The sequence below is a fragment of the Sphingomonas sp. BL-S-29 genome (assembly GCF_055521495.1).
Window position 1 is genome coordinate 4,107,320 of record NZ_CM145482.1, and the last position, 16,254, is coordinate 4,123,573.

The window sequence follows — 16,254 nt, forward strand, 5'->3', positions numbered from 1 at the left end:
TGTAATCCCCGCTAGCTTGCCGTCATGTCAGATCTGATCCTTGTCATCGACGAAGGCACCACCTCGACGCGGGCGATGCTGTTCGCTCCGGACGGCAAATGCCTTGGCAGCGAAGCCGCCGAACTGGTGCAACATTATCCGGAAAGCGGGCGCGTCGAGCATGATGCCGCCGAAATATGGGAAAAGACGCTCGCCGTCTGCCGCACCGTGATCGAGCGCGGCGGCGGTGCCGAACGAATCGCGGCGATCGGCATCACCAACCAGCGTGAGACGGTGGTGTTCTGGGACCGTGAGACCGGCGAACCGCTGGCGCCCGCGATCGTCTGGCAGGACCGGCGCACCGCCGCGATCTGCCGCGACCTGCGTGAGGCGGGGAACGAGCCGGTAGTGCAGGCCAAGACCGGGCTGCTGCTCGATCCCTATTTCTCCGGCTCGAAGATCGGCTGGGCAATGGCCAACTGGCCGCAGCTCAGGGAGGCCGGCAGCCGGCTTGCCGTGGGCACGATCGAGAGCTGGCTGATCTGGAAACTGACCGGCGGGCAGCACATCACTGACGCGACCAACGCCAGCCGCACCGCATTGATGGCGATCGGCAGCGGCCAGTGGGACGACGGGCTGATCGACCTGTTCGGCGCGCCCCGCGCCGCCCTGCCGGAGATCGTCGATTGCGCCGGGCAGTTCGGCGAGACGACCCTGTTCGGCGCGGCGATCCCGATCTGCGGCATCGCCGGCGACCAGCAGGCCGCGACGATCGGCCAGTCCTGCCTCAAGCCGGGCGAGACCAAGGCGACCTTCGGCACCGGCGCCTTCGTGCTGACTCAGGCAGGGCCGATCCCGCCAACCTCGCGCAACCGCCTGCTCTCGACGATCGTATGGCAGCTGGGCGGCCGGCGCGCTTATGCGCTGGAGGGGTCGGTGTTCGTCGCGGGCAGCCTGATCAAATGGCTGCGCGATACGCTCAACCTGATCGGCAATGCGGCCGAGACGGAGAAGCTGGCGCGCAGCGTCGACTCGAGCGGCGGCGTCTATTTCGTGCCGGCCTTGTCCGGGCTCGGCGCGCCATGGTGGGAGCCCGATGCGCGCGGGACGATCTCCGGCCTCAGCTTTTCCAGCGAGCGGGCGCATATCGTGCGCGCGGCGCTCGAATCCATGGCGCATCAGGCGAACGACCTGAAGACCGCGTTCGCGGCGGACGGTGTCGATTGGCAATGCCTGCGCATCGACGGCGGCATGGTCGCCAATAACTGGATGGCGCAGGACCTGGCCGACATGCTCGGCGTCAGCGTCGAGCGGCCGCAATTCGCCGAGACGACCGCGCTGGGCGCGGCGATGCTGGCGGGCGTCGGATGCGGGCTGTTCAGGGATCTCGAAGCGGCCAGCGTGATGCGCGGCGCGGTCGAGATGTTCGAGCCGGCTTTGCCGGACGCGGTGCGCGATGCCCGGCTGACGGGGTGGAAGAACGCGGTCGACGGTGTGGTGCGGGCAGCGCGGGAGACGGTAGCGAAAGGGGCGTGATGAGCAGCGAGCAGCAACGTATCGATCTTCTCACCATCATCGGGCTGGGCATGCTGCTGATGCCGTCGCTCACCATGTGGCATGAGATTGGCGGGCATGCTGCCTTTTGCGCGGCACAGGGCGGCCATGTGGCGACGATCGGTGCCTTTTATGTGGACTGCGCCGGACTGACCGGTGCCCCGAGGCTGCTGGTCGCCTGTGCAGGCGTGCTCGTCGATACGATCCTGGCCTGTATCGCTTATGCCCTGTGGAAGAGAGCGAGGGGCGATCGTACGCGCCTGATCCTGTGGCTGATCTGGGTTACCAAGGGATTCGTGGCAGCGGGCTATTTCTGCTTCTCGGGCGCAAGCGGGGTCGGCGATCTCGGCCCGACAGCCGATGGCGGGCTTGGCGCGTTGGCGATGCCCTGGCTGTGGCGCGCGGGCGAGCTCGCATTCGGGATCGCGGCCTATGTCCTGCTCGTACGGGCAGCGATCCGCACCCTCACCGGGATGCTCGGGGATTCGCAGGCGACCGCTGCCCCGCGCAGGGTCATCGCGCACGGCTATTACGCCACGATCGGGGTTGCCGCCGTGCTTGTCGGGCTGCTCAATCCGGTCGGCATTTTCATCACGATCATGTCGGCGGCGGCATCGTCCTTCGGCGGCAATGCCGGCATGATCTCGGTCGGATACGCCGCGCCCCATGGAACGACGGTGCGGCCTTTCACCGTGGCGCGCAACTGGCCGATCATCATGGGCGGCGCCGTCCTGCTTGCGGGATTCGCGCTGATCCTCGGGCCGTCGCTTCGCTTTCCGGGATGAGCGTTTTCGGCGCCCCACCTTAACGGGGAAAGCACGGCTCGATCCAACATTGCTCGAGCCGACGATCGTCGCCGGGATCAGGGTACAACGCCTGACCGGTTGGAACAAAGCGGTACGTAGCGTCATTGCGGGCGAGCGATGCCAACGAAAGGAGATGGGGATGCGTGGATCGACGATCGGCTTGGTGGCCATGAGCGGCGCGCTCATACTTGGCGCCTGTTCCCCAGAGCCCCGCGATCCGCGCGGTGTCCGCCATGACGAGGTGCTGCTCCAGGTCACCGCCAGCGGCCAGGCCGAGACGGCGCCGAACGAGGCGCGCTTCTCCGCCGGCGTCTCGTCGATCGGCGCGACCGCCGATGCGGCGACCACCGCCAACAACAATATCATGAACAAGGTCGTGTCCGCGCTGGAGGGTTTCGGCGTCGCCAAGGCGGACATCCAGACGCAGCGCCTGACCGTCTCGCGAATCGAGTGGGGCGCGAACAAGAACAAGTTCGAGGCGAGCAACGTCGTGGCGGTGCGTATGCGGGCGGTGGACAAGGCGGGCGCGGCGATCTCGGCGGTGACTCAGGCCGGCGCTAACGTGCTGTCCGGCCCCGACCTGCGCGTCGGCGACCCGGAAGCCGCGAGCCGATCGGCCTATGCCAATGCCTACAAGGCCGCGCGGGCGCGGGCGGATACCTACGCCCAGGCGGCCAACCTCAAGGTCGCCCGAATCCTCACCATCCGCGACGGCGGCGCATCTGGCGTACCAATGGGCTATGAATCGATGGGGATGATGGACCGGGTCGCGCCACAGGCCGTCGCGGCGCCGCCCGTCATGGCGGGCACCAATTCCAGCCAGGTAAGCGTCAGCGTCGATTTCGCGCTCGCGCCGAAATAGCGGCGGCTCGATTCAACATCCTGGCGGTCGCGATATCGGGGCGTCGGGCAGCGCGCTGTTTCGAGCGCTGCCCTGCTCTTTCTCACGTTGAAAATCGTTGCAGATCACCGCTCTCTCGCGCGCGATAACAGCGGAAAAATGCGCTGTTATCGCATTGTTTTCCGCTGTTATGGCGTAACAGGGAAAACGAGTATCAAACCGCTGAATTCACACGCTGATTTTCGCCTGAAAATCCAACATAACAGCGGAAGAAAAAATTTAAGCGCCAAGGTCGCATGCGACCAGGTAGAACGTCACCCCGGACTTGTTCCGGGGTCCACTGTCCCGCAAACCTGGGCGCCGATGACTGTGCGGCGCAGTGGATGCCGGAACAAGTCCGGCATGACGGTTAAACCTGATCGTCGAAAATTGGCGCCGGCTATTTCGCCGGCTTGACGAACTTCAGCGTCATGCGGTCGCTCTCCCCGATCGCGGCATATTTCTCGCGGTCCTTGTCGCCCAGGCGATAGCTTGGCGGCAGAGTCCAGACGCCTTCGGCCCAGTCGTGGGTGTCCCTGGGGTTCGCATTGACCTCGCTCGATCCGGCGAACTGGAAGCCGGCGGCTTCGGCCAGCGCGCGAACGGTGGAGACCTTGATATAGCCGCTGGTCTTCTCCCGCGCGCTGTCGGCGTCTTCCGGCAGGCGGTGATCCTCGATGCCGAGCACGCCGCCCGGCTTGAGCATCGCATAGATCTCCTGGAATGCGGCGGCGCTATAGTCCGTCTTGTCGGGGCGCAGATACCCCATCCGCCAGTTATGCACGTTGCGGAAGGTCAGCACCTTGTCGGCCGTGCCGGGCGCGACGCTCGTGCCGCCGAGCGCGCTCGGGAAATTGGCGCGGGCGACCTTGCCATAGGTCGCGGCATCCTTGTCGAGCTTGGCGTTGATGCCTTCCGAGGGGCGCCCCGGCGGCGATACCACGGTCAGCTTGCCGCCAGCGGAAAGATAGGGCGCCAGGATCTCGGTGTACCAGCCGCCGCCGGGCCAAATCTCGACCACGGAATCGGTCGGCTTCACGCCGAAAAAGGCAAGCGTCTCGGCCGGATGGCGGTGCGCGTCGCGCGCGACATTGGCGGGCGAGCGGGTCGAGCCGGCCACCGCGGCGGTCAGCGCCGGCTCCGACTGGAGCAGCGGCATCGAGACGGCGGCACCCGTCAGCGACAGGCAGGCGAGCGAAAGGGCGATGAACGGCAAACGCATGATGACTCTCCCTAAGCGAGATCATGGTCTCGCGACTGACATCTGGCGTGTCGGCGGGGAGCATAGCGTGCCGCCCGAGCATGGGGCAAATGTTAGAGCATTGCTGGATTGTTACGCCCGCCCTTTTCATCGTCCGGTTGAAACGCGGCAAGCGAGATGCTTGAAGCCGGCCAACCCGCCCGAGGAATTGCGCCGTGACGATCGACTATGCCTCCCGCCGCGGGGAAATCTGGACCTGGTACTGGCGCGCGTGGCGGCAGCGGCTGTGGAAATCGCACCTGCGGATATTTCTGATTGTCGCGGTGCTGGCCGATTTGATCCTGTTCGGCACCGCGTCGCCTCATCTGGCCGTTCCGATGGCGATCGGCGCGATCCCGGTCGTCCTGCTGATCCTCTACCCGCAATTGCGCTTCAAGCCGCAGCGCCGCACCGTCACCATCGGCACCTCCGGCATCACGACGGTGGTTGGGCGAAAGAGCGGCAAAATCTCGTGGAAGAATATTTGGTCCGTCACCGAGGAGCGGGGCTATGTGGTCGTCCAGGGCAGCAGCGGGAACGCCTTCATCATCCCGCCCCGCGCCTTCGAAACGCCGGAGGGGCGAGCGCGGTTTGTGGAGGCGATCCGCGAGCGGATGACGACGGCGGAGTAGGCACAGCCCTCCCTCTCTCTCCCGTTCGCCCTGAGCTTGTCGAAGGGCTGTTCTTTCTTCGTCGCACAAGAAGAGCAGGGCTTCGACAAGCTCAGCCCGAACGGGGTTAGGTCTCCGATCCAGGTGACAGGATGGCTATCCCGCCTCTAGGCCGCCTGCCCCACCCGGTCCTCGAACAGTATTTTCAAATCCTTCTTCAGGATCTTGCCGTTGGCGTTACGCGGCAGCGTTTCGTGGACGAAGCGGATCGCGACCGGGGTCTTGAAGATCGCTAGCCGCTCGCGCACCCAGGCCTGGAGTTCGGCCTCGCTCGCTTCCATGCCCGGCGCGAGATGCACCACCGCCGCGGGCTCCTCGCCAAGGGTCCGATGCGGGATGCCGATCAGCGCGCAATCGGTGACGGCGGGATGCGCGTAGAGGACGTTCTCGACCTCCGACGAATAGATGTTCTCGCCGCCGCGGATGATCATGTCCTTGGCGCGGTCGACGATATAGACAAAGCCTTCCTCGTCGACCCGCGCGAGGTCGCCGGTGCGCACCCATCCGTCGATGAAGGTAGCCGCGGTCGCCTCGGGCTTGTTCCAATATCCCTTCACGATCATCGGCCCGCGCGCCCAGAGTTCGCCGACTTCGCCCACGGGCAGTTCGTTGACGCCCTCCTCGTCCATGATCTTCAGGTCGGCGACGGGCACGGGCGGTCCGGCGCTGGTCGGGCGATTGAGATAGTCCTCGCTCGAATGGCCGGTGACGGTCGCCATCGTCTCCGTCATGCCCCAGCCATTGCCGGGGAGTGCGCCGAACTCGGTATGGATGCGCTTGACCAGTTCGGGCGCGGACGGCGCACCGCCATAGGCGATCGCCTCCAGCGAGGAGAGGTCGTATTTGCTGCGGTCGGGATGTTCCAGGATCTGCCAGGCGATGGTCGGCACGCCACCGGTGATGTTGACCTTTTCGCGCTCGATGATCTCCATCGCGCGGACCGTGTCCCATTTGCGCATAAAGATGAGCGAGCTCCCCGCCGCGATGCATCCCATCATGCCCGCGCTGCAGGCCGTGACATGGAAGAGCGGGATGACGGTGAGCGTCACCCGCGGCGTCGGCGCCGGGATTTCCTCGCCGCGGCGGAGCAGCGAGCGCGCGGCGTTATAGCCACTCGACATGATGTTGGTGGTCATGTTGCGGTGCGTACCGAGCGCGCCCTTGGGATGGCCGGTGGTGCCGCTGGTGTAGAAGATCGTCGCCTCGTCGTCGGGCGCGATCTCCACCGTCGGCAGCGCCGCGTCCGGCAACATGGCATAGTCGCCCGGCGTACCGATCAGGTCCTCGAGTCGGGCCGCGCGATCGTCGAGCGGAGTCGAGGCGCGCGAGACGATCATTCGCTCGAGCGCCGGCAACGCGGCGCCATGCGCCTTGACGCGCTGGTAGCGCTCGTCGTCGACGAACAACAGCCGCGCGCCCGAATCGTCGATGCCATATTCCAGTTCGCCGGCCGTCCACCACGCATTGAGCGGCACGACGATCGCGCCGATGCTGACCACGGCGAAGAAGATCACCGGCCATTCGGGCAGATTGCGCATCGCCAGCGCGACCCGGTCGCCCTTGCCGATGCCCATGTCCCGCAGCTTGTTCGCCAGGGCCGCCACCGCACGGAAGTTCGCGTCATAGGTGACGCGCTCCTCCTCATAGATGGTGAAGACCCGATCGCCATGCGCGCGCGACGCCTGGGCAAGCCAGGCGAGCGAGGGCGGCGCGTGCTTCCAGGTGCGCGTCGGCACGCCGTGGATCGTCACCGTCTCCATCTCGAACCGCCCGCCCGGCCCGGTCAGCGCGGCCTCCACCTCGGGCAGGGTCATTTTCGGCCAGGCCGGATCGAGCGCGATGAGCGGTTCGGTATCCAAGACGCATTCTCTCCATGTGAGCAGAGCCGTCTGCGGGCTCAACTTGAATGTCGGGTTTGGCTTATCCGCCATTTTTTCCAAGGTTAGTGTTGATTCACGCGCCGCTCAAGGCAATAGGAAAGTTGATGTTTCGAATGAGGGGTATGGGCAACACATGAAGATCGCCAAGCCCGAGTCGCAGGGTTTCGATGCGTCTCGGCTCGCCCGGATCGATGCGTTCCTGCAGGAACGCTATGTCGATTCCGGCAAGCTTCCCAATGCCCAGCTGCTCGTCGGCCGGAACGGCGAGATCGTGCATTTCGCCCATCTCGGGGCCGCGCGCGAAGGCGGCAAGGCGATCGACGAATCGTCGCTGTTCCGTATCGCCTCAATGACCAAGCCGGTCACCTCGATCGCCTTCATGATGCTGGTCGAGGAGGGCAAGGTCGCGGTGGACACGCCGGTCCATCACGTCCTCCCCGAGTTCAAGAACCTCGGCGTCTATAATGGCGGCGGTGCCGGCGTACCGTTCCAGACCAAGGCGACCGCCGAGCCGATGCGCATGGTCGATCTGCTGCGCCATACCTCGGGCCTGACCTACAGCTTCCAGAATCGGTCGAACGTCGATGCGGCCTACCGCGAAGGCAAGATCGAGAACTGGCACGGCAATCTCGATCTCGACCAGTTCGTCGCCGCGCTCGGGCAGATCCCGCTCGAATTCTCGCCGGGCGAGGCATGGAATTATTCGGTGTCGACCGATGTGCTCGGCGCGGTCGTCCAGCGCGTCTCGGGTATGCCGCTCGCCGAGTTCTTCCGGACCCGCATCTTCGCCCCGCTGAAGATGGACGATACCTTCTTCGAGGTGCCGGCGGACAAGATCGACCGGCTTACCGATTGCTACACCTTCGTGCCCGGCAAGGGACGCGTGATGTACGACCGCGGCGCCGAGAGCGCGTGGAGTCGCCCGCCCAGGCTCGTCTCGGGCGGCGGCGGGCTGGTGTCGACCTCGCTCGACTATCATCGTTTCTGCCGCATGTGCCTGAACGGCGGCGAGCTGGACGGCGCGCGGATCGTCGGGCGCAAGACGCTCGACCTGATGACGCGGAATCACCTGCCCGGCGGATCCGACCTGTCGCGCATGTCGAGATCGCTGTTCAGCGAGGCGGCCAATGCCGGCACCGGCTTCGGGCTGGGCTTCGCGGTCAATATCGACGTCGCCCGATCGATGATCCCCGGTTCGGCCGGCGAATATTATTGGGGCGGGATGTTCTCGACCGCCTTCTTCATCGACCCCGTCGAGCGGCTGACCATGGTGTTCATGACTCAGATGAGCCCGTCCAATGTCTATCCCATTCGCCGCGAGCTGAAGACGCTGATCTATTCGGCGCTGACCTGATCCCCCGCCGTCCCGCGGGACGGTGCTACGAAATCCAAGATTGCAGGAGACACCCATGACTTCCCCGATTCGTACCGAACGCCATGACGATGTGCTGGTCATCATTTCGGACAATCCGCCGGTGAACGCGCTCGGCGCGGCGGTCCGCCAGGGGCTCGAGGCCGGCGTCAAGGAAGGCCTGGCCGATGCCAGCATCAAGGCGATGGTGATCCGCTGCGACGGCCGGACCTTCTTTGCCGGTGCCGACATCACCGAATTCGGCAAGCCGATGCAGGAGCCGGGCCTGCCGACTTTGGTCGACATGATCGAGGCATCCGACAAGCCGGTGGTCGCGGCGATTCACGGCACTGCGCTGGGCGGCGGCTGCGAGGTGACGCTGGCCTGCCACTACCGCATCGCCGTGCCCTCGGCGAAGATCGGCACGCCCGAGGTGAAGCTCGGCCTGCTGCCGGGTGCCGGCGGCACGCAGCGTATCCCGCGCATCGCCGGGGTGCCGCTCGCGCTGGAGATGACCGCCAAGGGCGATCCGATCTCGGCCAAGCGGGCGCTCGATGCCGGGTTGATCGACAAGCTGGCCGGCGAGGGCAGCCTCGAGACCGACGCGATCGCCTTTGCGCGCGGGGTCGCCGATACGACTCCCCTGCCCCGCGCCAGCCAGAAGACGGCCAAGGCCGATCCGGACGCCGTCGCTGCGTTCAAGAAGGAGAATGCCAAGCGCTTCCGCGGCTTCGACGCGCCGGCCGCGAACATCGCCTGTGTCGAAAAGGCGTCGGACGGGTCGAGCTATGAAGAGGGCGTCGCCTTTGAGCGCCAGGAATTCATGAAGCTGATCATGGGCGTCCAGTCCGCCGCGCAGCGCCACATCTTCTTCGCCGAGCGCCAGGCAGCGAAGATCGACGGCGTGCCGGCCGACATCCCGCTCCGCCCGATCAAGCGCGTCGGCGTGATCGGTGCCGGCACCATGGGCGGCGGCATCTCGATGAACTTCCTCTCGGCCGGCATTCCGGTGACGATCGTCGAGATGGCGCAGGAAGCGCTCGACCGCGGCACCGGCACGATCCGCAAGAATTACGAAGCGAGCGCCGCCAAGGGCCGGATGAAGCCGGAACAGGTCGAGGCGGCGATGGGCGCACTCAACCCGACGCTCGATTTCGACGCGCTCAAGGACTGCGACCTGATCATCGAGGCGGTCTATGAGAATATGGACGTGAAGAAGGAGATTTTCGGCCGGCTCGACACCATCGCCAAGCCGGGCGCGATCCTCGCCTCCAACACCTCCTACCTCAACATCGACGAGATCGCCGCGAGCACGTCACGGCCCGAGGACGTGCTGGGCATGCATTTCTTCTCGCCCGCGAACGTGATGAAGCTGCTCGAAGTGGTGCGTGGCGCGAAGACCGCGCCGGACGTGCTGGCGACCGTGATGGCGCTGGCCAAGACGATCAAGAAGGTCTCGGTCGTCGCGGGCGTCTGCTACGGCTTTATCGGCAACCGCATGCTGATGCCCCGCCAGGTCGAAGCCAACAAGCTGCTGATGGAGGGCGCGACGCCCGAGCAGATCGACCGCGTCCATGTCGAGTTCGGCATGCCGATGGGGCCGTTCCAGATGAGCGACCTCGCCGGCGTCGATATCGGCTGGCACCGCGATCCGACCCGGATCGAGAATATCCGCGACGCGCTCGCCGCCGAGGGCCGCTGGGGCCAGAAGACCGGCAAGGGATTCTATGATTATGACGAGAAGCGGAACCCGACGCCATCGCCCCGGGTCGCCGAGATCATCGAGGATTTCCGCTCCAAATCGAACCTCGCCAAGCGCGAGATCAGCGACGAGGAGATCATCGAGAAGACGCTCTACACCATGGTCAACGAAGGCGCGCTGATCCTCGAAGAGAAGATGGCGCAGCGTGCGTCCGACATCGATGTGGTGTGGATCTATGGCTATGGCTGGCCGGTCTATCGCGGCGGCCCGATGTTCTGGGCCGATACCGAGGGCCTGAAGAAGATCGTCGCCGGGCTGGAGAAGCACGGTTTCGCGGTTGCGCCGCTGCTCAGGGAAAAAGCCGAGAGCGGCGGGCGGTTCAACTGAAGCGCGCCACGGGAGAGAGACGATGAGCGATACCGATCTGGAGAGCTTCCGCGCCGAGACCCGCGCCTGGCTCGAGGAGAATTGCCCGCCCGAGATGCGTGAGCCCATGCGCTCCGAAAAGGACGCCGTGTGGGGCGGCCGCGACCAGAGCATACTGACCCCGGCGCAAAAGGCCTGGATGGACCGGATGGGCGCACGCGGCTGGACCGTGCCCGACTGGCCCAGGGCCTATGGCGGCGGCGGGCTGAACGCCGCCGAGAGCAAGATCCTGCGCGAGGAGATGGGGCGCATCCGGGCGCGCAATCCGCTCAACAGCTTCGGCATCTCGATGCTTGGCCCCGCGCTGCTGAAATATGGCACCGAGGAACAGAAGCTCGACTATCTGCCCAAGATCGCGCGCGGCGAAATCCGCTGGTGCCAGGGTTATTCGGAACCCAATGCCGGCTCCGACCTGGCGGCGCTCGCCACCTCAGCGGAGGACAAGGGCGACTATTATCTCGTCAACGGCCAGAAGGTGTGGACCTCTTACGCCGACAAGGCCGACTGGATCTTCTGCCTCGTCCGCACCGACAAGACGACCAAGCAGGGCGGCATCAGCTTCGTGCTGTTCGACATGGCGAGCGAAGGCGTGTCCACCAAACCGATCCTTCTGATCTCCGGCTATTCGCCCTTTTGCGAGACCTTTTTCGACAATGTGAAGGTGCCCAAGTCGCAGCGCGTGCACGACGAGAACAAGGGCTGGGACGTCGCCAAATATCTGCTCGGGCATGAGCGCGAGATGATCTCGGGCATGGGGCTCGGCTCGGTGGGCGGCAATCCGCTGATCGACGGCGCGATCGCGACGGTCGGGCTCGATCATGACGGGCGGCTCGCCGATCCGCTGCTGCGGGCGAGCATCGCGCTGTTCGAGGTGCGGTCCAAGGCATTCGGCAGCATGTCGGAGCGGTTCATCGACGAGCTGAAGGCAGGGCGAGCGCATCCGGCACAGCCGAGCATGATGAAATATTACGGCACCGAGCTGAACAAGAGCCGGCACGAGTTGATGATGGCGGCCGGCGGATCGGACGCGCTCGAATGGGAGAGCGAACGCTCGTCGGGCGGGGCGGGCGCGCGGGCATGGCTACGGACCAAGGCGAATTCGATCGAGGGCGGCACCAGCGAGGTTCAGCTCAACATCATCGCCAAGCGGATCCTGGATCTGCCGAGCAACTGACAAAGAGCCCTCTCCCCTCTGGGGAGAGGGTTGGGAGAGGGGCAGTCCAGACATTTCACCAATCGGGCCGGACGCGAGAGACTGCCCCTCTCCCCGGCCCTCTCCCCAGAGGGGAGAGGGAGTTTTGAATGCCTCTCTATCTCAACGACGAACAGACGATGCTGCGCGACACGGCGCGCGATTTCGTGGCGGAGCATGCCCCGGTCTCGCACATGCGCAAGCTGCGCGACGACAAGAACACGGCGGGCTTCTCGCGCGACTTGTGGAAGAGCTTTGCCGAGATGGGCTTCACCGGCATCCTGATCGGCGAGGATGATGGCGGGCTCGGGCTCGGCCATGTCGATGCCGGGATCGTGCTGGAGGAGATCGGCCGCAACCTCTCCCCCTCCCCGTTCCTCTCCACCGCCATTGCGGCAGTCGAGGCGTTGAAGGGCAGCGCGCAAGCGGGGCGCTGGTTTCCCGGCATCCTCGCCGGCGAGACCGTCGCCGCGTTGGCGATCGACGAAAGCGCCAAGCATCGCGACAGCGTCGCGCTGAAGGCGGAGCGGTCGGGCAATGGCTTCCGGCTGTCGGGCAAAAAACAGTTCGTCACGCACGGCCATATCGCCGATCTGATCATCGTCGCCGCGCGCACGGCCGGTTCGGCGGACGATACGAACGGCATCACCCTGTTCGCGGTCGAGAAGGGCGCGGCGGGGCTGACCGCCGAAGCGGAGCGGCTGGCGGATTCGAGCATCGCCGCACGGCTCGAATTCGACGGCGTCGAGCTGACCGCCGATGCCGTGATCGGCGAGGTCGATGCCGGCCGCGATCCGCTCGCGCGGCTGCTCGCGGCGGGTCGCACCGGTGCGTCGGCCGAGTTGCTCGGCGTCGGCGGCGGGGCGATGGACATGACCGTCTCCTATCTCAAGGAGCGCAAGCAGTTCGGCGTGACGATCGGCAGCTTCCAGGCGCTGCAGCACCGTGCGGCGCATCTCTATTCGGAGATGGAAGTGGCCCGCGCCGCCGTGCTCAAGGCGCAGCAGCTGCTCGATGCCGGTGATGAAAAAGCAGATGCAGCGGTGTCAGTCGCAAAGGCGATGACCGCCCTTGCCACCACGCTCAGCGTGCAGGAAGGCGTGCAGATGCATGGAGGCATCGGCATGACCGACGAATATGACATCGGCTTCTACATGAAGCGCGCCCGAGTCCTGGCCGAGATGTTCGGCGATGCGAACTTCCACGCCGACAAGCTCGCGCGCGCGGCAGGCTACTGATGGACCTCAACACGCCACCCGACACGCCGCCCGAAGCACTCGCCCAGGGCCTGGTCGATCTGCTCGAGGTCGAGGAGATCGACACCGATCTCTATCGCGGCAAGCGCCAGCCGGGCGGCGTGGGGCGCGTGTTCGGCGGGCAAGTGATCGCCCAGGCGCTGCAGGCGGCGCAGCGATCGACTGATGCGCCCAAGATGGCGCACTCGCTGCACGCCTATTTCATGCGGCCGGGAAATGAGGATTTCCCGATCATCTTCCGCGTGGTGCGCGATTTCGAAGGGCGCAGCTTCGCGACGCGGCGCGTGATCGCGATGCAGCAGGGCCAGCCGATCCTCAACATGGCGGCGAGCTTTCAGGTGCCGGAGGAAGGGCTGCACCATCAGGACCAGATGCCCGACGTGCCGGGGCCCGACGAGCTGAAATCGGATGTCGAGCTCCGCCGGGACATGATCGACGAGATTCCGGAGAAGTTCCGGCGCCACATGCTGCGGTCGCGGCCGATCGAAATCCGGCCGGTGCATCCGCGCAGCTGGTTCAGGCCGGTCAAGCAGGAGCCGAAACAGGATAGCTGGTTCCGGCTGGTCGCGCCGATCGGCGACGATGCGGCGATGCACCGCGCGATCCTCGCCTATGCGTCGGACATGTCGCTGCTCGGCACGTCGATGCTGGCGCACGGGATCAACTGGATGACGCACAATGTGCAGACCGCCAGCCTCGATCATGCGCTGTGGCTGCACGAGGAATTCCGCGCCGACGACTGGCTACTCTATTCCTGCGACAGCCCCTGGGCCGGCCATGCCCGCGGCTTCAACCGCGGCCGTATCTACAGCCGCGACGGGCGGCTGGTGGCGAGCGTGGCGCAGGAAGGACTGATGCGGCTGCGCGAATAGCCGGCTGCCCTGAAGCTCAGCGCAGGCCACCCTGGATCAGCGAGAAACCCGGCGGAAGCCGGCGGCGACCGCTGACCGCTTCCTGTTCCTCGGCCAGCCGCGCGGCGATCCGCGCGCCATGTTCGGTAAGGAAAGGCATTTCGTGAAAGACGAGCACACCGACCTGCCAGTTGCCGACCGCGATCAGGCCGCGCTGCTCGAGGCTTCGCTCGGCCTGCGCGTCCACACCGAAGGACCAGCCGCCATGCAGCGCGCGCAACGCATCCCTTTCCGGGGCGCTGAGCGGGCCGTGATCGGGATCATTGGCGTGCACTGTCATCATGGCTGGCAAATCTCTTCACTTGGCGATGAACGGGACATGAAACCGGGTGGCGCAAACTGTCGGCACGCCCCACCGCAACCGTACCGGCTGTGGGATTCGCCCACTAAACACCAGTCGCGGAGTCGATATTAGGGCATCTACCAATGGAGACGCTTGGTGGTTCCCGACATCAGGCCAAGAAAAATGCGGGCCGCGAATCAGTACCAACCACCGCCTCTATACATTTTTTGCTGCACTGCGCAAAGATGGCCGGTTTCAACGCCACGGCACCGACGCCGCGCATGAGTCTAGACTGCGGTCTTGCCATATTCCTGGCGAATCACCGGGTGGCTGGACGAAAGCCCCCCATCGACCGCCAGTGCCTGACCGTTGACATAACTGGCATCGTCCGAGGCGAGGAAGGCGGCGACCCTGGCCAGTTCCTCGGGCTGGGCGCCGCGGCGCAGCGGGTTGAGGCGGCCGACCCGGTCCATCTTCCCGGCCTCGCGCGCATAATCGAAGGTGGGCTTGGTCATGCCGGTCTCGGTCAGGCCGGGGCAGATCGCGTTGACCCGCACGTTCGATCCCGACAACTGCTGGGCGGAGACCATCGCCAGGTTGATCACGCCTGCCTTGGACGCCGAATAGGCCGGGCTGCCGGCGCCCGAGCGAATGCCGGCGACGCTCGCGGTCAGCACGATCGCCCCGCCGCCGCGCTCGGCGATCTTCGGCGCGGCGTGCTTGATCGCCAGATAGGGCCCGATCAGGTTGACGCGCAGCACCTCGGTGATCAGCGCGACGTCCGTGTCGAAGATATTGGCCATGCCGCCCGAGATGCCGGCATTGGCGAACATCACGTCGAGCCCGTCATAATATTCGCAGGCGACCGCGACGGCACGGATCACGTCTTCCTCATTGCCCGCATCGATCCGGATGGCGTGGCCGGTACCGCCGGCCTTGTCGATCATGTCGGCGGTCTCGTCGACCGCGTCCGTGATATCGGCGGCGAGCACTCGCCCGCCTTCGCTGGCGAAAAGCAGCGCCGCAGCGCGCCCGATGCCCGAGCCGGCGCCGGTGACGATGATCGATTTGCCGGTGAACCTTGCCATGTCTCTTCCTCCGTCATGCCGAACTTGTCGCGGCATCCGCCGGGCGGCTGGCCCGGCCTTTGATATTCAACCCTGGGGCCGCCCGCACTGAACTCACAAAACCTCGCTCTTCCCCGGCGAAGGCCGGGGCCCAGTTGGGGGACGATGCTGACTGATGCCGCGCTTCGTTACATCAACCTTCCCACCTGGGCCCCGGCCTTCGCCGGGGAAGCAGAACCTTACACGGCATCAACCCGACCAGGCCCGGGGCGACGCTAGATCGTCACGCCGCCATCGATCACGATCGTCTGACCGGTCATGAACGCGCTCGCAGTCGAGGCGAGGAACACCACGCCGCCGGCAATCTCCTCGGGATTGCCGATGCGGCGCAGCGGTGTCGTCGCATTGCGTCGCTCGGCCAGCTTCTCGTCCTCCCACAGCGCGCGGGCGAAATCGGTCTTGATCAGCCCCGGGGCGATGCAGTTCACGCGCACATTGTCCGGCCCATATTCGACCGCGAGGTTGCGGGCGAGCTGCATGTCGGCCGCCTTGGAGATGCAATAGGCGCCGATCACCGGCGATCCGCGCAAGCCGCCGATCGAGGAAATGATGATGATCGAGCCCGACCGTCGCGCGCGCATCTCCGGCGCGACCATCGAGATCAGCCAGTGGTTGGACACGATATTATTGTCGAGGATCTTGCGGAACTGGTCGTCCGCGATGCCTTCCTGCGGACCGTAATAGGGGTTGGACGCGGCGTTGCAGACCAGCACGTCGATCTGGCCGAAGGCAGCGCGTGTTTCGTCGACCAGGTTCTGCAGCCCGGCCTTGTCCGAGATGTTCGCCGCCACCGCGATCGCGGTGCCCTCGCCGTACCGCGCGTTGATCTCGGCGGCGACCTCGTCACAGGCATCCTGCTTGCGGCTGGAGATGACGATCTTCGCGCCATGCTCGGCCAGCTCGACCGCGCTGGCCTTGCCGATGCCCTTGGACGAGCCGGTGATGACGGCGACCTTTCCGGTCAGATCGAACTGGCTCATTCTCAATCCTCTCTTT

The 16,254-nt window shown here is 65.6% G+C and carries 14 protein-coding genes; 9 read left to right on the plus strand and 5 right to left on the minus strand.

Annotation, left to right across the window (positions count from 1 at the left end):
* The first annotated feature begins 24 nt into the window (after nucleotides 1-24).
* From glpK to ACZ1I2_RS19545, 3 genes are all read left to right on the plus strand, one after another.
* Complete coding sequence (glpK, locus tag ACZ1I2_RS19535; RefSeq protein ID WP_465176145.1) at nucleotides 25-1,515, plus strand: glycerol kinase GlpK; 1,491 nt, start codon at nucleotides 25-27, stop codon at nucleotides 1,513-1,515.
* Nucleotides 1,515-2,318, plus strand: coding sequence for a hypothetical protein (locus ACZ1I2_RS19540; RefSeq protein ID WP_465176144.1), 804 nt, complete (start codon nucleotides 1,515-1,517; stop codon nucleotides 2,316-2,318). Before glpK ends, ACZ1I2_RS19540 begins: the two co-directional genes overlap by 1 nt.
* A gap of 160 nt (nucleotides 2,319-2,478) precedes the next feature.
* Nucleotides 2,479-3,201: an SIMPL domain-containing protein gene (locus tag ACZ1I2_RS19545; RefSeq protein ID WP_465176143.1), complete on the plus strand. Its 723-nt coding sequence runs from the start codon at nucleotides 2,479-2,481 to the stop codon at nucleotides 3,199-3,201.
* A gap of 418 nt (nucleotides 3,202-3,619) precedes the next feature.
* Here the strand turns inward: ACZ1I2_RS19545 and ACZ1I2_RS19550 are convergent, their stop codons facing one another.
* A complete protein-coding gene (locus tag ACZ1I2_RS19550; RefSeq protein ID WP_465176142.1) occupies nucleotides 3,620-4,441 on the minus strand; it encodes a class I SAM-dependent methyltransferase in 822 nt (273 codons plus the stop codon).
* Between the two features lie 194 nt (nucleotides 4,442-4,635).
* Between ACZ1I2_RS19550 and ACZ1I2_RS19555 the strand changes: the two genes are divergently transcribed.
* Nucleotides 4,636-5,091 (plus strand): YcxB family protein, encoded by a 456-nt coding sequence (locus ACZ1I2_RS19555; protein ID WP_465176141.1) that lies wholly within the window; start codon nucleotides 4,636-4,638, stop codon nucleotides 5,089-5,091.
* Between the two features lie 146 nt (nucleotides 5,092-5,237).
* Here the strand turns inward: ACZ1I2_RS19555 and ACZ1I2_RS19560 are convergent, their stop codons facing one another.
* On the minus strand, nucleotides 5,238-6,944 hold the full coding sequence (locus ACZ1I2_RS19560; protein WP_465177106.1) for a class I adenylate-forming enzyme family protein: 1,707 nt from the start codon (nucleotides 6,942-6,944) through the stop codon (nucleotides 5,238-5,240).
* Nucleotides 6,945-7,143: 199 nt separating this feature from the next.
* Here ACZ1I2_RS19560 and ACZ1I2_RS19565 point away from each other — a divergent pair, with 199 nt between their 5' ends.
* The 5 genes from ACZ1I2_RS19565 (at nucleotide 7,144) to ACZ1I2_RS19585 (ending at nucleotide 13,809) form a co-directional block, all read left to right on the plus strand.
* Nucleotides 7,144-8,364, plus strand: coding sequence for a serine hydrolase domain-containing protein (locus ACZ1I2_RS19565; RefSeq protein ID WP_465176140.1), 1,221 nt, complete (start codon nucleotides 7,144-7,146; stop codon nucleotides 8,362-8,364).
* Nucleotides 8,365-8,419: 55 nt separating this feature from the next.
* Complete coding sequence (locus ACZ1I2_RS19570) at nucleotides 8,420-10,450, plus strand: 3-hydroxyacyl-CoA dehydrogenase NAD-binding domain-containing protein (RefSeq protein ID WP_465176139.1); 2,031 nt, start codon at nucleotides 8,420-8,422, stop codon at nucleotides 10,448-10,450.
* A gap of 22 nt (nucleotides 10,451-10,472) precedes the next feature.
* Nucleotides 10,473-11,663, plus strand: a complete 1,191-nt coding sequence (locus ACZ1I2_RS19575) for an acyl-CoA dehydrogenase family protein (RefSeq protein WP_465176138.1) — start codon at nucleotides 10,473-10,475, stop codon at nucleotides 11,661-11,663.
* A gap of 128 nt (nucleotides 11,664-11,791) precedes the next feature.
* Nucleotides 11,792-12,919 (plus strand): acyl-CoA dehydrogenase family protein, encoded by a 1,128-nt coding sequence (locus ACZ1I2_RS19580; RefSeq protein WP_465176137.1) that lies wholly within the window; start codon nucleotides 11,792-11,794, stop codon nucleotides 12,917-12,919.
* Complete coding sequence (locus ACZ1I2_RS19585; protein WP_465176136.1) at nucleotides 12,919-13,809, plus strand: acyl-CoA thioesterase; 891 nt, start codon at nucleotides 12,919-12,921, stop codon at nucleotides 13,807-13,809. The genes ACZ1I2_RS19580 and ACZ1I2_RS19585 overlap by 1 nt, the downstream gene beginning before the upstream one ends.
* Before the next feature lie 16 nt (nucleotides 13,810-13,825).
* Here ACZ1I2_RS19585 and ACZ1I2_RS19590 read toward each other — a convergent pair whose 3' ends face one another.
* From ACZ1I2_RS19590 to ACZ1I2_RS19600, 3 genes are all read right to left on the minus strand, one after another.
* Entirely contained in the window at nucleotides 13,826-14,131 is a 306-nt protein-coding gene (locus tag ACZ1I2_RS19590) for a hypothetical protein (protein ID WP_465176135.1), read from the minus strand.
* 287 nt (nucleotides 14,132-14,418) lie between these two features.
* A complete protein-coding gene (locus ACZ1I2_RS19595; RefSeq protein WP_465172524.1) occupies nucleotides 14,419-15,219 on the minus strand; it encodes an SDR family NAD(P)-dependent oxidoreductase in 801 nt (266 codons plus the stop codon).
* Nucleotides 15,220-15,473: 254 nt separating this feature from the next.
* On the minus strand, nucleotides 15,474-16,238 hold the full coding sequence (locus ACZ1I2_RS19600; protein ID WP_465176134.1) for an SDR family NAD(P)-dependent oxidoreductase: 765 nt from the start codon (nucleotides 16,236-16,238) through the stop codon (nucleotides 15,474-15,476).
* Nucleotides 16,239-16,254: the final 16 nt, after the last annotated feature.

What these genes read in the sequence shown, in the direction of transcription:
- ACZ1I2_RS19545 (WP_465176143.1), top strand. Translation starts at nt 2,479, where the DNA reads ATGCGTGGATCGACGATCGGCTTGGTGGCCATGAGCGGCGCGCTCATA.
- ACZ1I2_RS19590 (WP_465176135.1), bottom strand. Translation starts at nt 14,131, where the DNA reads ATGATGACAGTGCACGCCAATGATCCCGATCACGGCCCGCTCAGCGCC.
- ACZ1I2_RS19565 (WP_465176140.1), top strand. Translation starts at nt 7,144, where the DNA reads ATGAAGATCGCCAAGCCCGAGTCGCAGGGTTTCGATGCGTCTCGGCTC.
- glpK (WP_465176145.1), top strand. Translation starts at nt 25, where the DNA reads ATGTCAGATCTGATCCTTGTCATCGACGAAGGCACCACCTCGACGCGG.
- ACZ1I2_RS19585 (WP_465176136.1), top strand. Translation starts at nt 12,919, where the DNA reads ATGGACCTCAACACGCCACCCGACACGCCGCCCGAAGCACTCGCCCAG.
- ACZ1I2_RS19570 (WP_465176139.1), top strand. Translation starts at nt 8,420, where the DNA reads ATGACTTCCCCGATTCGTACCGAACGCCATGACGATGTGCTGGTCATC.
- ACZ1I2_RS19560 (WP_465177106.1), bottom strand. Translation starts at nt 6,944, where the DNA reads ATGACCCTGCCCGAGGTGGAGGCCGCGCTGACCGGGCCGGGCGGGCGG.
- ACZ1I2_RS19595 (WP_465172524.1), bottom strand. Translation starts at nt 15,219, where the DNA reads ATGGCAAGGTTCACCGGCAAATCGATCATCGTCACCGGCGCCGGCTCG.
- ACZ1I2_RS19575 (WP_465176138.1), top strand. Translation starts at nt 10,473, where the DNA reads ATGAGCGATACCGATCTGGAGAGCTTCCGCGCCGAGACCCGCGCCTGG.
- ACZ1I2_RS19600 (WP_465176134.1), bottom strand. Translation starts at nt 16,238, where the DNA reads ATGAGCCAGTTCGATCTGACCGGAAAGGTCGCCGTCATCACCGGCTCG.
- ACZ1I2_RS19580 (WP_465176137.1), top strand. Translation starts at nt 11,792, where the DNA reads ATGCCTCTCTATCTCAACGACGAACAGACGATGCTGCGCGACACGGCG.
- ACZ1I2_RS19550 (WP_465176142.1), bottom strand. Translation starts at nt 4,441, where the DNA reads ATGCGTTTGCCGTTCATCGCCCTTTCGCTCGCCTGCCTGTCGCTGACG.
- ACZ1I2_RS19540 (WP_465176144.1), top strand. Translation starts at nt 1,515, where the DNA reads ATGAGCAGCGAGCAGCAACGTATCGATCTTCTCACCATCATCGGGCTG.